Here is a 15,174-nt window from a genome sequence, read left to right on the forward strand (position 1 = left end):
ACCCCGGGTATCGTCCCAACCCGCGGCAGTGTTTTCACAGACCCAGAAACCACGCCAAGAACCCCTAGACACCCTCACAACATCATCCCCGGACGTCCGACGGGTGGGTACCGTTCGGGCCGTCCTAGTGGGCTCCGATCACGTTGACACAATCACTGGTCCGCGACGGCCTTTCAAGCACCAACGGGTTTCCGCTGGTGATGGCCTTGGCTTGGGCGAAGTTCAGGGTGTTATCCCCGATGTCTTCATTTTCCCGGACGTCCAGGCGACCACGCATGATCTGGTTGATGAACCGGGACTTCCGCTCCAGTCCCTTGCCACACGAAGGAATCGAGGATTCCTTGGTGACGACCTGGGAGATGCGGACCTCGGGGTTCTGGTTGCCTTGACGCAAGTGCGGCCGTGGCGTTGCTCGACGTCGGCAGGCCTCCACGGGGCGTCCATGTCCACCAAGTGCACGGCACGTTTTGAATGTTCGTCCATACACCCATTTTCGATGTTGACCCAACCAATACGGCGATCTGGCCGGAACGGGCGGCTGCGAACAGCAGGCCTTTCTCGTTGTCGTTTTTGGCTTCGTGGATGAACCGGACCATGTGTTCGGGCACTCCCCTGCGCCGGAGCTGATCCTTGAGCTCACCGTAGACGTTCCACTTCTCCGAGGGTGTACCGAAGTCGCAGAACACCAGCCGCAGGGCACCGGGCGCGGGGTCCAGTTCCCCGGTGGAGGGGTCGGTGTAGATGCGGTCTTTGTGTTCTTCGTACACGCTGGCCAGCAGATCGGCTGTGGCGCTGATCTTGGTAGGTCCCCGTTGGGACAGTGCGGGATCCACGAGCCTCATGTCCAGGACGGCTTTACGGCCGTCCGAGGAGACTTTGAGCATGTTGTCTTTCTCAGAAGGCACGAGGCGTTGCTTGATGGCGTCGACGCGGTTGCCGATGTCCTGGATGTACTCGCGCAGTTCGGGGCTGGGTTCGACGGCGAGCATGTTCGGTTGCCGGAGCCCGTCCCCGTCACGGGCGGCCAACTTCGGGACTGGCAGTTTGAGGTCTTCGGCTGTTTTGACGTCTGCGAAGGTGTGGAACATCTTCAGCAGCTCGGGGACATTTTGGAATTTCGCGAACCGGCTCTTGAGTTTGAACCTGTCACCGCCGGCGACGGAGAGTTCCATTTCCTCAACGACTTGGCCGAAGGTCGCTGCCCACGTGTTGAAGTCCTTGATTCCGGCTGCTTGGAGCAGGTCCGGGCGCAGGTAGCGCTGCATGACGTACATTTCGGTGATGCGGCAAGGATCCCCGCCGGGGGTAGATCTGCAGCCATTCACGGGCAAATTTTTCGAGCAGGTGGTTCGGGACGATGACGGCGGGCTTGTTGACCATGCCCAATCGGCGCAGTTTCATGACGCCCACGACCAATGTCCGCGACCAGCCCCAACCGGACCTTCTCCAATGATGCAACGGATCCGGCCCCGCGGACCTTTTCCATCAGTCCCCGCCCACCCCCCTTGACTCGCACCCCCTCCTTCCCTAAACTTTTCATAAAGCAGAATCTAAATTCCACAAAGCGGAAACTGAGCCAAGCACCAAGGCCCAGCCGAAGCAGCGGGAAGATAGATCCAAGCCCCTCCTCGGAAGGACCTACGATGACGTACACAGTGAACTGCTCCATCCTCCTGACGGAACTGCCCTTGCTCGAGCGCCCCGCCGCCGCGAAGGCAGCCGGTTTTGACGCCGTCGAGTTCTGGTGGCCCTTCGAGACCTCCGTCCCCACCGACGCACAAGTAACCGAGTTTGAAACCGCCATCAAGGACGCAGGCGTTCAGCTCACGGGCCTGAACTTCAACGCTGGCAACATGCCCGGCGGCGACCGCGGCCTGGTTTCCTGGAAGGGACGTTGCTCCGAGTTCAAGGACAACATCGACGTCGTAGCCGGCATCGGTGAGCGCCTGGGATGCAAGGCCTTCAACGCCCTCTACGGCAACCGCCAGGACGAGTTCACCCCTGAAGAGCAGGACGAACTCGCCGCCAAGAACCTCGCCGCAGCAGCAGAAGGCGTCGCCCGCATCGGCGGCACCGTCCTTCTGGAGCCGGTCAGCGGTGCACCCAAATACCCGCTCCTCACCGCCGAAGACGCACTCAAGGTCATCGCCCGCGTCAAGGCAGAATCCGGCGCACAGAACATCAAGCTCCTCGCCGACTTCTACCACCTGGCAGTCAACGGCGACGACGTCGAATCCGTCATCGAGAACCATGCCAAGGACTTCGGCCACATCCAGATCGCCGACAACCCCGGCCGCGGCGCTCCCGGAACCGGCACGCTCCCCCTCGGCGAATGGATCGCCCGCAGCCGCGAACTCGGCTACGACGGTTACATCGGCCTCGAGTACAAGGAACCGCAGGAAACGGCCTTCAGCTGGGCCATCCGCCAGCGCGCCAACGCCAACTAAGCACGGAGCGCCCAACTAGGTAACAGCAAACGCTCCATTGAGCACTCAATACGACACTTACTGTCACCTAGTTGGGTAAGCACACCCGGGTTAAAACACACGCAGACTTCCCCAGAAAGAGAACCACAATGAGCAACGTTGCAGTCATCGGACTCGGAATCATGGGCCTCCCCATGGCCATCAACCTCGTCAAGGCCGGCCACACGGTCACCGGTTTCAACCGCAGCCAGGACAAGATCGACAAGCTCGTCTCCGAGGGCGGCCAGGGTGCCACCAGCATCGCGGACGCAGTCAAGGACGCCGACGTCGTCATCACCATGGTCCCGGACTCCCCCGATGTTGAGGGTGTTGTCAGCGGCAAGGACGGCGTCTTCGCCAACGCGAAAAAGGGCACCATCTGGATCGACGCATCCAGCATCCGCCCGGACGTCGCCAAGCGCCTCTCCGACGACGCAGTCGCGGCAGGCATCCGCCCGCTCGACGCTCCCGTATCCGGCGGCGAGCAGGGCGCCATCGACGCCGTCCTGTCCATCATGGTCGGCGGCGCAGCTGAGGACTTCGAGGCAGCACAGGATGTCCTCAACGCAGTGGGCAAGACCATCGTCCACGTCGGCCCGTCCGGCTCCGGTCAGACCGTCAAGGCAGCCAACCAGCTGATTGTGGCCGTCAACATCCAGGTCCTCGGCGAGGCCATCGCCTTCCTTGAGGCCTACGGCGTAGACACCGACGCAGCACTGAAGGTCCTCGGCGGCGGCTTGGCCGGCTCCAAGGTCCTCGACCAGAAGGGTCAGAAGATGCTCGACCGCAACTTCGACCCCGGCTTCCGCCTGGCCCTCCACCACAAGGACCTCGGCATTGTCACCTCCGCAGCCCGCGAAGCCAACGTCGCTGTCCCGCTCGGCGCAGTCGTCGCCCAGCTCGTCGCCGCAACCGTCAACCAGGGCGACGGCGGCCTCGACCACTCGGGCCTCTTCAAGCAGGTCCTCCAGCTCAGCGGCCGCAAGTAAGCCAAGGCGCTAAAGAAACAAACAGTAGGGAACCCGCCGTCGTACTTAAACGACGGCGGCTCCCTCACCACACCCAAAAACACCACAGACTTCGCCCGAAAGGGCAAAAAACAAGGAGTACACCATGGCAAAGATGCGCACCGTTGATGCGGCCGTAGCCATCCTGGAAAAGGAAGGCGCAACCGAAGCTTTCGGTCTGCCCGGCGCAGCGATCAACCCCTTCTACTCAGCAATGCGTGCCCACGGCGGCATCCGCCACACGCTGGCCCGCCACGTTGAAGGCGCCAGCCACATGGCCGACGGCTACAGCCGCGCAGCTGATGGCAACATCGGCATCTGCATCGGCACGTCGGGCCCCGCAGGCACGGACATGATCACCGGCCTGTACGCAGCTCAGGCTGATTCCATCCCCATGCTCTGCATCACCGGCCAGGCTCCGGTTGCCAAGCTGCACAAGGAAGACTTCCAGGCTGTGGACATCGAGTCCATCGCCAAGCCGTTGACCAAGTTCGCCATGACCATCCTGGAGCCGGGCCAGGTTCCGGGCGCCTTCCAGAAGGCCTTCCAGCTGATGCGTTCGGGTCGTCCGGGCCCGGTTCTGTTGGACCTGCCCATCGACGTTCAGATGGCCGAGATCGAGTTCGACATCGACGCCTACGAGCCCCTGCCCATCGAGAAGCCCAAGGCTTCCCGCAAGCAGCTGGAAAAGGCACTGGACCTGCTGACCGCATCCCAGCACCCGCTGATCGTTGCCGGTGGCGGCATCATCAACGCCGGCGCTTCCGCTCAGCTGGTTGAGCTGGCCGAGATCCTGAACGTTCCCGTTATCCCCACCCTGATGGGCTGGGGCGCTATCCCGGACGACCACCAGCTGATGGCCGGCATGGTTGGCCTGCAGACCTCGCACCGCTACGGCAACGAAACGTTCCTGCAGAGCGACTTCGTGATCGGTATCGGCAACCGTTGGGCCAACCGCCACACCGGCGGCTTGGACACCTACACGGCTGGCCGTAAGTTCGTTCACATCGACATCGAGCCGACGCAGATCGGTCGCGTTTTCTCGCCGGACTTGGGCATTGCGTCCGACGCCGGTGCGGCGCTGGACGGTCTGTTGGAGCTGGCTCGCGAACGCCAGGCAGCCAAGACCCTGCCGGACTACTCGGGTTGGGTTGCCGAGTGCCAGGAGCGCAAGGGCTCCCTGCACCGTAAGACCAACTTCGACAACGTGCCCATCAAGCCGCAGCGCGTGTACCAGGAGATGAACAAGGCCTTCGGCCGCGACACCACCTACGTGTCCACCATTGGCCTGTCGCAGATCGCCGGCGCACAGATGCTGCACGTGTTCGGTGCCCGCAAGTGGATCAACGCAGGCCAGGCCGGCCCGCTGGGCTGGACCGCTCCCGCAGCTCTCGGTGTAGTGAGGGGAACCCCGGATGCCACCGTTGTTGCCCTGTCAGGTGACTACGACTTCCAGTTCATGATCGAAGAACTGGCCGTGGGCGCACAGTTCAACCTGCCGTACATCCACGTTGTGGTGAACAACAGCTACCTGGGCCTGATCCGTCAGAGCCAGCGCGGCTTCAACATGGAACAGAACGTTTCCCTGGCCTTCGAGAACATCAACTCGACTGGGCTCTCTGCGAACGCAGCGGGCTACGGCGTGGACCACATCAAGGTTGCCGAGGGCTTGGGCGTCAAGGCCATCCGCGTTGAGGACCCGAACGACCTGCCTGCCGCTTTCGATAAGGCCAAGGCACTGATGGGCGAGTTCAAGGTTCCCGTGGTTGTTGAAGTGATCCTGGAAAAGATCACCAACATCTCCATGGGCGTTGAGATCAACGGCGTGAACGAGTTCGAAGAGCTGGCAGAGACCGCGGCGGACGCACCCACCGCGATCCTGACCAAAGCGTAAGCGCCTTTCGGCACTATAACAGTAAGGAGGCACCGGAATGCGTGTTGTCATCGCCCCGGACAAATTCAAGGGCTCGCTGTCCGCGCCCGACGTTGCCAAGCACCTGGCAACAGGACTGCTGGCGGGGTTCGGCTCTAAAGGCTTTGAAGCAACACGCATTCCGGTGGCCGACGGCGGCGAAGGAACCATCGACGCCGCCATCGGCTCCGGCTTCACCCGCCGGACCACCACCGTCACCGGCCCGCTCGGCGAGCCAGTGAAGGCCGACTTCGCGGTGCGGGACCAGGAAGCTGTCATCGAAATGGCGGCAGCTTCCGGTCTCGCCCTCCTCCCGGACGGCCCCACGTCCGAGACGGCCAAGACAGCCACCAGCATCGGCACGGGCGAACTCATCCGCGCCGCGCTGGACCTCGGCTGCCGAAAGATCATCCTGGGTGTGGGCGGCAGTGCCAACACCGACGCCGGCGCAGGCGTCCTGCAGGGCCTCGGCGCCGTCTTCTTGGACAAGAACGGCAACGAGCTCCCCGGCGGCGGTGCCGCCCTCGCGGACATCGACTCAATCGACTTCTCCAACTTCGACGTCCGCGTTGAGGCAACCGAGTTCGTGTTGGCGTCCGACGTCGACAATCCCCTTTTGGGGGCCAGCGGAGCCCCAGCCATCTTCGGTCCGCAGAAGGGCGCGACGCCGGACGACGTCACCGAACTGGATGCGGCAGCAAGCCACTTCGTGGACGTCCTCGCAGCAGCAACCGGGCAACATGCCAAGTACGCAGCCAAGGCAGAAGGCGCTGGAGCGGCAGGCGGGGTTGGCTACATTGCCATCGCGGCGCTGAAGGCAGAGCGGCGGCCGGGCATCGACGTCGTGCTTGAATTCACTGAACTCGAGCACAGGCTCAAGGGCGCCGATCTGGTGATCACCGGAGAAGGCAGCCTGGACGAGCAAAGCCTGCTCGGCAAGACCCCCATGGGTGTCTCCCGGGCGGCGACCCGACAAGGGGTTCCCGTGATCGCAGTCTGCGGCCGGAGTACCCTGAGCCGGGAACAACTCACGGATGCCGGCTTCCATACGGTCCACGCACTGACCGACCTGGAAAAAGATGTCCAAAAATGTATCGCTGAAGCAGGTCCGTTGCTTGAACAATTAGGTAAGCACATAGGCGTGTACCTGGCGGAACGGACCGGCAACCTCGACAACAAGGAGTACCTCAATGTCTGAAGCAATCGGCGCCTATGACCTCGTTATCCGGGGCCAGCGCATCCTGACCACCGCCGGCCTCGCAGCCCGCGAAGTTGGCATCCGCGACGGCATCATCGTCGCCATCGAACCCCTGGGCAACGGCCTGACGGGCAACGAGGTCATCGAACTCACAGACGACGAAACCCTCATCCCCGGCCTCGTGGACACCCACGTCCACGTCAACGAGCCCGGCCGCACCGAGTGGGAAGGCTTCGCCTCCGCCACCCGCGCCGCAGCTGCCGGTGGCGTGACCACCATCATCGACATGCCACTGAACAGCATCCCGCCCACCACCACCGTGGACGGCCTGGAACAGAAGCGCGTGGTCGCCAAGGACCAGGCGTTCGTGGACGTCGGATTCTGGGGCGGTGCCATCCCGGGCAACAAGAGCGACCTCCGCCCGCTGCACGACGAAGGCGTGTTCGGTTTCAAGTGCTTCCTCCTACACTCCGGCGTGGACGAGTTCCCGCACCTGGATGCGGACGAGATGGAAGAGGACATGGCTGAGCTCAAGTCCTTCGACTCCCTCATGATCGTGCACGCCGAGGACTCCCACGCGATCGACCGCGCCCCGCACCCGGGCGGCGACCACTACGAAACCTTCCTGGCTTCCCGCCCCCGCGGCGCCGAGAACAAGGCCATCGCCGAGGTCATCGAGCGTGCTCGCTGGACCGGCGCCCGCGCCCACATCCTGCACCTCTCCTCCTCCGACGCGCTGCCCATGATCGCGTCGGCAAAGCGCGACGGCGTGAACCTCACCGTTGAGACCTGCCCGCACTACCTGACCCTCATGGCCGAGGAGATCCCGGACGGCGCAACCGCGTACAAGTGCTGCCCGCCCATCCGTGAAGCCTCTAACCGCGAGCTCCTCTGGAAGGGCCTGCAGGACGGCACCATCGACTGCATCGTCTCGGACCACTCCCCCTCCACCCTTGACCTGAAGGACCTGGAGAACGGCGACTTCGCCGTTGCCTGGGGCGGCGTCTCCTCCCTCCAGCTGGGACTGTCCCTGATATGGACCGAGGCACGGCACCGCGGAATCTCCCTGGAACAGGTTGTTGCCTGGATGTCGGAGAAGCCCGCTGCCTTGGCCCGCCTCCACAACAAGGGCCAGCTCGCCCTCGGCTACGACGCCGATTTCAGCATCTTCGCCCACGATGACGCGTTCGTGGTGGACGTGAAGAAGCTCAAGCACAAGAACCCGATCACTCCGTACGACGGCCGCCCGCTCTCCGGCGTGGTCCGCAAGACCTTCCTGCGCGGCTCGGAGATCGACTTCCAGAACCCGGGCGGAAAGCTGATCCGCCGCGGCAACGTTTAGGACATATCGCCATGGCAGTACAGGCCTACGGCCCGCCGCCGGCACGGTACCCCGGACGCCAGGGAGCCGGACACCAGCAGGCAGGACGGCAGGGAGGTGGACGCCCGATCACGGGCCGTCCGGCCTCCGCCCGTCCGGGTACCGCGCGGCAGCAGGGCCAGAACGCTACGGGTCTGAGTGCACGGGGCCTGGCCCTTTGGGTCAACCCGGCCGAGGGCGATCCCGTAGACCCTGAAATTTGGGACCGGGCAGCACGCCTTGTGCTGGCCCGGGCAATGAAACTTGCCCCGGAGGCGGAAGTCCGCATCTGGCCCGCCATCGGGGCAGAACACTCCGGCGTCGGCGACACTTCCTGGGGCGGCACTCCGCAGGAAGCCGCCGACGCCGGTAACCACCCTCCACAGTCGGGTTCGATGGCGCTGGCCGAGGCTCTCGCCGCCGCCCGCGCCACGGCAGAATCCGACGGCGGCGACCACCCCTCCGAGGGCGGCAGCACCGCCGTCGAGCCCGTAACGTTGGCAGCCCGGCGCAGCCAGCTTGCAATCGACCTCGCTGCTGAAGTAGTGCTCCTTGACGGCAAGCCCGTTGCCTTTACTGGCATGGAATACAAGCTGCTGCGCTACCTGGTGGTGAACTGCTCGCGGGCAATCGGACGTGAAGAATTGCAACGCTTCCTGGAGTCATTTGACCTCCCCGGCGCGGCTTTTCGCTCGATCGACGTTTATGTTGGAAGGGTGCGGCGGAAGCTCGGCTCCGCCCGTTATACGGTTGCCACCGTCCGTGGTGGCGGCTACCAGTTCGTGCCTGGCCCATATGCCACCGTGCGCGGACCTGCGGAATACAGCATCTAGCGACGCTGTTCTGTCCAGAGGCACACCTGTCCTGACAGTCCGCCCTGAATGACCATTGCTGGCTACGCGTCAGTGTGAAATTGCCGGCAACCGCCGGTTGAATGTAAAGGATCGCTATGGCCCAGAAACTCCTCGTCGGAACGCAGGCACCGGATTTTGCGCTTCTCGACGCCGACGGCAACAAGGTCTCGCTGTCCGACTACCGCGGACGCAACGTCATCGTTTACTTCTACCCGAAAGCCGCCACCCCCGGCTGCACCACCGAGGCCTGCGACTTCCGCGACAACCTGGCCAGCCTTCAGGGCAAGGGCTACGACGTCATCGGCATCTCCCCCGACGCCCAGGAAGCACTGTCGTCTTTCTCCGGCGACTTCGAGCTGACCTTCCCGCTGCTCTCAGACGAAGACCACTCCGTTGCCCTGGCCTACGGCGCCTGGGGCGAGAAGCTGGTCAACGGCGAGATCGTTGAAGGAATCGTCCGCTCCACCGTTGTCCTCGACGGCGACGCCAAGGTGAAGCTGGCCCAGTACCAGGTGAGCGCCCAGGGCCACGTCCAGGCTCTCCGCGAAGAGCTGGGCGTCTAACCCCCTCCCACATCCCGCCGGTTTCCGGCGGTTCCTCTTCCAGATCCCGCCGGTTTCCAGCGGTTCCTCTTTCACATCCCGCCGGTTTCCGGCGGACGCTCTTTCACCTAACTACACAATTCTTGTAACGCCCGCTCACCCGAAAGTGAGCGGGCGTTCATGTTGTTTGACCAAACGTGACAAAAAGTCAGCAGCATTACTTAATGGAGCCATGGTCTCACCTGCGCCCCAGCGTCATGCCGTCGTCATTGAAGATGATGAGGATATCCGCGGCCTCCTCGTTGTTGTCCTTGAGCAGCTGGATTTCATCGTCACGGAAGCCGCAGATGGGTCCACCAGCGTCGAAGCAGTCAAGAACACCAACGCCGAACTGGTCACCCTGGACATCAACCTCCCCGACTTCGACGGCATGGAAGTCTGCCGCCGCCTCCGGGAATTCTCCGACGCCTACATCCTGATGCTCACGGCACGCGCTGATGAATTGGACCGGCTCACGGGCCTGGACACCGGCGCGGACGACTACCTCATCAAGCCTTTTAGCCCCAAGGAACTCCAGGCCCGCATCCGTGCCCTCTTCCGCCGGCCCGCACCCCCGCCCAGCCCGCGGAAGACCCGCGCCAAACCGACGAACTGGCGCGCGCCGCCGTCGTGCAGCAGAGCCTGCTGCCGCAAGAGAAGGTCCGTCTGGAGGACTTCGACGTCGCCGGTGCCTTCCGGCCGTCGCGCAGCGTTGGCGGGGACTTCTACGACTGGTACCAAACCCCCGACGGCGTCCACCTCACGTTCGCGGACGCCATGGGCAAGGGAATGGGAGCCGCCCTCATCGCCGCGACGGTGCGTGCCGTGATGCGTTCCGTTGCGGAAACGCCAGCCATCGACGCCGCATTCTCCACCGCGAGCGCCACCATCGCGTCGGATCTGGACCAGTCGGGTTCGTTCGTGACCATGTTCCACGCACGCCTGGACAGCGCCTCGGGCAGGCTCAGTTATATCGACGCCGGACACGGGCTTGGCCTGTACGTTCCGGCTGAGGGATCCACGCACCGGCTCGTCTCGGCAGGGCCGCCCGTTGGAATCCTTGAGGGTCAACCTGGCCCGCGGCCGAGCTCAAGCTCGAGCCGGGTGACTCGCTGGTGATCGTCAGCGACGGCGTGCTGGACGCCCATGATTCTCTCGAAGACTTCGTCCGCAACGTGGAGAAGGCAGTACGGGCCGAGTCGACGTCGGAGGACGTGTGCGCTGCGCTGCTGAACCTGGCCCCGGCCGCCACAGCGGAAGATAACGTGACCGCCGTCGTTGTTCGACGTTCCGCTGGTGGTTGCGGAGACGTACAGCCTCATTGATGTGATGCTGTTCGGCCTGACGGTGTGGAATCTGAAGATCCGCAAGGCGCCGCCCGCCCCGCCCGCGGATGCCACGGTGGACGTTTTCATCACCACGTACAACGAGCCTCTGGACCTGGTGATGACCACCGCCCTGGCGGCCAAGGAGATCCGCTGGCCGCACAGCACCTGGATCCCCGACGACGGCAACCGGCCTGAGATGCGTGAACTCGCCGAAGCCAACGGCATCGGTTACGTAACGCGGACCGCGGACTGGACGCCCGACATGCCGCGGCACGCCAAGGCGGGGAACCTGAACAACGCGCTGATGCTCACCTCGGGCGAGTACCTGTTGATCCTCGACGCCGACCAGATCCCGGAGCCGGACATCCTGGACAAGACGCTGGGCTACTTCAACGACGATCGCGTTGCCCTGGTCCAGACTCCGCAGTACTTCGTCAATGTCCCCGCCGACGATCCCCTGGGCAGCCAGGCACCCCTCTTCTACGGACCCATCCAGCAGGGCAAGGACGGCTGGAACGCGGCGTTCTTCTGCGGATCCAACGCCATCCTCCGCCGGGAAGCCCTCATGCAACTGGGCCTGGTGGGCTACGTGAAAGCAACGGAGCAGAGCATCAAGCGTGCCTTGGCCGCTTCCAAGCAGGCCATCAAGAAGGCCCCGCCGCTCGCCCGAGGCCGCGAACCCGTTGGTGGAACAGATGCTCAACGAAGTGGAGGCTGCAACCAACGCCGCGCAGCAGGATCTCGAGGCCCGGGTGTCCCTCAGCGAGATCACGTACCGGGTCCGCCGCAAGGTTGACGACGCCGTGCGGACCCTCGTCGCAGCCGATTTCTCTGCGTTGCAGGCCGACCTTGAGGAAATCGCGGCCATGGAACTGGCCCACGTCGGCGAAGGCGGCGTGACCACCGTGGCGAGTGACGCCGTCGACCGTATGTCCGGCCGCGACTGGTCGCCGCTCGGTGCCCTGGAGTCCGTCCATGCGGTCCTGGACGCCATCTCCGTGGAGCGTACGGACGAGGCCCAGCCGGTCATGCCGCTGGCCACGATCTCCGTCACCGAGGACATGGCCACGGCGATGCGCCTGCACGGACTCGGGTGGAAGAGCGTCTACCACCATGAGATCCTCGCCAACGGACTGGCTCCCGAGGACATCAAGACCATGCTCACCCAACGCCTCCGCTGGGCCCAGGGAACCATCCAGGTCCTCCTCCGCGAGAATCCGTTGGTGCAGCGGAAACTCACGTGGGGCCAGCGCTTGATGTACTTCTCAACGATGTGGAGCTACCTCAGCGGATTCGCCGCCGTCGTGTACTTCGCAGCGCCCATCATTTACCTCACGCTCGGCGTCCTCCCGGTCACCAGCCTCAGCTTCGACTTCTTCATCCGCTTCATCCCGTTCATGGTGGTCAACCAGCTGCTCTTCGTCCTGGCGGGGCACGGGATCCCCACGTGGCGCGGCCAGCAGTACAGCCTCGCGTTGTTCCCCACATGGATCAAGGCATGTACGACGGCGGCACGGAACGTTTGGTTCGGCCGTCCCCTCGGGTTCGCGGTCACCCCCAAGGCACGCCAGAGCGGCGGGCCAAGTTGGAGTCTCATCCGTCCGCAGATCATTGTGGCGGTGCTGCTGGCCATTGCCTTGGTGGTGGGTGTGGCGCGGTTGTTGACCGGCCTGGCCGAGCCGGTGGGGACGTTGGTGAATGTCGCCTGGGTGGCGTTCGACCTGGTGGTCCTGAGCGTTCTGGTCAAAGCAGTTTTGTACAAGGGTTTTGTGCCTGAAAGTTCCGAAGAAAGGAAGGCAGATGCAGTTTAGCTACGAAGTCAAGGACACCTACGCGGAGGTCAAAAGCGTTGGCCGTCTGAACATGGTGGCCGCCCCGAAGCTCCGCGAGATGGTGAACGAGGTTGTCGCCGGCGGTTCCAGCCGCGTGGTGGTCAACCTGGCCGGCACTGATTTCATGGACTCGTCCGGGCTTGGCGCACTGATCGGCTGCCTCAAGGCCACCCGGCAGGCCGGTGGAGACCTCCGGATCGCAGGCGTCCAGCCGCAGGTGAAGATGGTCCTGGAACTGACCAACATGGACCGTGTCCTCACTGCCTATCCCACCGCCGAGGCAGCGTTCGGCAATGACTGAGGTCATGGCCCGCCGCGGCTTTCACGGCCCGTCCAACGAGGAAGCCATCGAAGCCATCCACGGCGAACTGGATTCCCTGTGGGAGGACGCCTCCTTTGTGCCTGATGTGGACCGGATGACGTTCACCACCGCCGTGATCGAGGCCGCCGCCAACGTGGTCCAGTATGCGGTTCCGGTGGCAGAGAAGCCGGTGGAGATCGACGTCGAGATCAGCGTATGGCCGGCACGGTTGGTTGCCCGGGTCAGCGCCCGGAACGCCCGCGAGCCGTTTGCCGGGGACATGCAGGCTTCCATGCCCGGTTCCGATGCCGAGTCCGGGCGTGGCCTTGCCTTGATCGAAGCCCTGGTGACAACGGTGACGTTCGAACGCCAGGACGGCACCAACACCTGGATCCTCACCCGCAACACCTGACCCTCTATCACATCCCACCCCCTTTCCCCCGCCCCTCTATCACTTCCCACCCAGGGGGCCTTCTCCCCATGGCCGGACGCACGGCAAGTGTGAAACCATGCGGTGACTGCCGCCGTCGTGCTTCCACGCGCGCGTAAGCAAACCGAAAACTGGGGGAAGAATGCCAAAGACCACCGCCAGGCTGAGCACGTGGACCGTGGCCTGTGTCCTCGCGCTGTCCGCGTGCACCCAAACCCCGAACGGCCCAGCAAGCGGCACGCCAACGGCAACACCAACAGCGACCCCCACCCAAAAGCCCGCCTCCGTGGCAGAGAGCTACGCCAAATACGATTCCCTTCGCACCGATCTGGCCGCTGCTTTGGAACAGAAGCTGCCCGGCATCACGTGGAGTACGGACAAAGCCGCCACCCTGGCTAAATCAAACGACGGCCGGTGCATCCTCCAACCGGCGAGCATGAAGAGCAGCGCGGACATTGTGGAGGCGTCGCGAAACTTCGAGGATGTCTTCGCAGCGGGCGACCCCGTCCTGGGGAAGTACGGGTTCCCGGCGTTCGGGGGCACGGACGACGTCCCTGGAGGCTGGCTGGTCGCGCGCAGCACGGACGCAGCAGGTGCCACCGTAAGCATCGAGGCCAAGGGGCCGGCCTACCTGCGCATCACGGTTCCTGTGAACTCAGCCAGCTGCAGCCCCACTGAAATCCTGATCGACTAAACCGGCGGGCCAAGGGAACTTCTACCCATCGACCCACCCCACACAGCGGGATACCGTGACCGTGGCCAACCGCTGCTCGACGTCGGCCACACATCTTTGAAGACATTCACGAGGGGGACGCGATGCCGGGATTCTACGGTGCCGATATCCAGCAGTTAAGGGCACTGGCCAAGACCATGGCCCGGCACTCAGACACAATGAACGCGTTGTCCAAGGAGCTCGGGCAACTCATCGCCTCAGCTCCGTGGGACGGCCGTGATGCGATCCAGTTCCGTCAGGCGTGGGATGCCGAACACCGGCCGATGCTCCACCGGACGGCCTCCACCCTCCAAGCACAGTCCAAGGAACTGGAACGGAACGCGGACCAGCAGGACAAGTCCAGCGCCGCTTCCACCGGATCCGGCGACTCCAGCAGGGGCGACTCCAACCCGCCCGGCGACCCCGGTCCCCTCGATCCGGACAGGCCCGACGTCGATGTCCCCGGCGACGTGCGCAAGGACCCGGACGCCGGGGATCCCGGCGACATCAACCAAGGACAAATCGGCGACTGCTGGCTGCTGGCCGGCATCGGTTCCGTGGCGCAAACCTTGGAACAGCAAGGCAAACTGGACGAGTTCCTCGAATCGCACATGCGGCCGGTCGGCGACCCGCCAACCCACTGGGTGGTCACACTGTACGAGGACGGCGAACCGGTGGAAGTCACGGTGGAGGCCAAGTCCACCGAGGGCGGCGTCCGCGGCGCTGACGGCCAACCCAACTGGTTGTCCATTTACGAACGCGCGGCCGCCGAGCACCTGGGCGGCTCCTACGATGACATCGACGGCGGTTTCAGTAACGACGCCATGGAGCTCATGACCGGCCGTTCCGCGGACAAGGACGGGGAACTCGACCTTGGCTCCATCGAGGAAAAGCTCGCTTCCGGTCAGGCGGTCTCGGTGGGAACCGAGGACGTCAAGGATGACGACTTCGACTGGTTCTGGGAGTCCGAGGAAGTCAACCGCACCGACGTCGTTCCCAACCACGCATACGTTGTGGTGGACGTAAAAACGAACGACGACGGCGAGAAAGTGATCGTCCTGGCCAACCCTTGGGGACCTTCCGGAGGGTACATGAGCGGGGACGACGACAAGAAAGCCGGGACACTGGAACTGACCGAGGACGAGTACAAGGAAAACTTTGATTCCGTGTACTCCGTGGACACCAAGTAGGGAT

Annotated in this window: 13 protein-coding genes and 2 pseudogenes; 14 read left to right on the plus strand and 1 reads right to left on the minus strand. The window is 63.9% G+C overall.

Translation table 11 applies throughout. The features are described 5' to 3' along the window. Positions 1-245 precede the first annotated feature (245 nt). Entirely contained in the window at positions 246-1,274 is a 1,029-nt protein-coding gene (locus RI444_RS18385; RefSeq protein WP_242703208.1) for a hypothetical protein, read from the minus strand. A 369-nt stretch (positions 1,275-1,643) separates the two neighbouring features. Here RI444_RS18385 and RI444_RS18390 point away from each other — a divergent pair, with 369 nt between their 5' ends. The 14 genes and pseudogenes from RI444_RS18390 (at position 1,644) to RI444_RS18450 (ending at position 15,170) form a co-directional block, all read left to right on the plus strand. Next, positions 1,644-2,447, plus strand: a complete 804-nt coding sequence (locus RI444_RS18390) for a hydroxypyruvate isomerase family protein (protein ID WP_144649358.1) — start codon at positions 1,644-1,646, stop codon at positions 2,445-2,447. A gap of 128 nt (positions 2,448-2,575) precedes the next feature. After that, positions 2,576-3,454: a 2-hydroxy-3-oxopropionate reductase gene (locus RI444_RS18395; RefSeq protein WP_207605520.1), complete on the plus strand. Its 879-nt coding sequence runs from the start codon at positions 2,576-2,578 to the stop codon at positions 3,452-3,454. Between the two features lie 124 nt (positions 3,455-3,578). Next, positions 3,579-5,366 carry a glyoxylate carboligase gene (gene gcl / locus RI444_RS18400; protein ID WP_207605519.1) on the plus strand — a complete coding sequence of 596 codons (1,788 nt, stop codon included), beginning with the start codon at positions 3,579-3,581 and terminating at the stop codon, positions 5,364-5,366. Between the two features lie 37 nt (positions 5,367-5,403). Further along, positions 5,404-6,582: a glycerate kinase gene (locus tag RI444_RS18405; protein WP_207605518.1), complete on the plus strand. Its 1,179-nt coding sequence runs from the start codon at positions 5,404-5,406 to the stop codon at positions 6,580-6,582. After that, the gene (allB, locus tag RI444_RS18410) at positions 6,575-7,924 is read left to right on the plus strand and encodes an allantoinase AllB (protein ID WP_207605517.1); all 1,350 of its coding nucleotides are present in this window, start codon (positions 6,575-6,577) and stop codon (positions 7,922-7,924) included. Before RI444_RS18405 ends, allB begins: the two co-directional genes overlap by 8 nt. A gap of 11 nt (positions 7,925-7,935) precedes the next feature. Further along, positions 7,936-8,775, plus strand: coding sequence for a winged helix-turn-helix domain-containing protein (locus RI444_RS18415; protein WP_207605516.1), 840 nt, complete (start codon positions 7,936-7,938; stop codon positions 8,773-8,775). A gap of 116 nt (positions 8,776-8,891) precedes the next feature. Beyond that, the gene (bcp, locus tag RI444_RS18420; protein WP_069696742.1) at positions 8,892-9,359 is read left to right on the plus strand and encodes a thioredoxin-dependent thiol peroxidase; all 468 of its coding nucleotides are present in this window, start codon (positions 8,892-8,894) and stop codon (positions 9,357-9,359) included. 211 nt (positions 9,360-9,570) lie between these two features. After that, on the plus strand, positions 9,571-10,206 hold the full coding sequence (locus tag RI444_RS23120; RefSeq protein ID WP_410510791.1) for a response regulator transcription factor: 636 nt from the start codon (positions 9,571-9,573) through the stop codon (positions 10,204-10,206). Next, positions 10,167-10,702, plus strand: a pseudogene (locus tag RI444_RS23125) (PP2C family protein-serine/threonine phosphatase). The gene RI444_RS23120 and the pseudogene RI444_RS23125 overlap by 40 nt, the downstream one beginning before the upstream one ends. Then, positions 10,665-12,516, plus strand: a pseudogene (locus RI444_RS18430) (glycosyltransferase family 2 protein); the annotation flags it as partial. The pseudogenes RI444_RS23125 and RI444_RS18430, both read left to right, overlap by 38 nt. Next, entirely contained in the window at positions 12,506-12,838 is a 333-nt protein-coding gene (locus tag RI444_RS18435; RefSeq protein ID WP_201433708.1) for an STAS domain-containing protein, read from the plus strand. The pseudogene RI444_RS18430 and the gene RI444_RS18435, both read left to right, overlap by 11 nt. Continuing rightward, positions 12,831-13,250, plus strand: a complete 420-nt coding sequence (locus RI444_RS18440; protein ID WP_207605515.1) for an ATP-binding protein — start codon at positions 12,831-12,833, stop codon at positions 13,248-13,250. Before RI444_RS18435 ends, RI444_RS18440 begins: the two co-directional genes overlap by 8 nt. A 160-nt stretch (positions 13,251-13,410) precedes the next feature. Then, complete coding sequence (locus RI444_RS18445) at positions 13,411-13,962, plus strand: hypothetical protein (protein ID WP_079941762.1); 552 nt, start codon at positions 13,411-13,413, stop codon at positions 13,960-13,962. 122 nt (positions 13,963-14,084) lie between these two features. Continuing rightward, the gene (locus tag RI444_RS18450; protein WP_179012956.1) at positions 14,085-15,170 is read left to right on the plus strand and encodes a C2 family cysteine protease; all 1,086 of its coding nucleotides are present in this window, start codon (positions 14,085-14,087) and stop codon (positions 15,168-15,170) included. The last annotated feature ends 4 nt before the right edge of the window (positions 15,171-15,174 follow it).

The organism is Paenarthrobacter sp. AT5, assembly GCF_032764245.1.
Taxonomy (GTDB): domain Bacteria; phylum Actinomycetota; class Actinomycetes; order Actinomycetales; family Micrococcaceae; genus Arthrobacter; species Arthrobacter ureafaciens.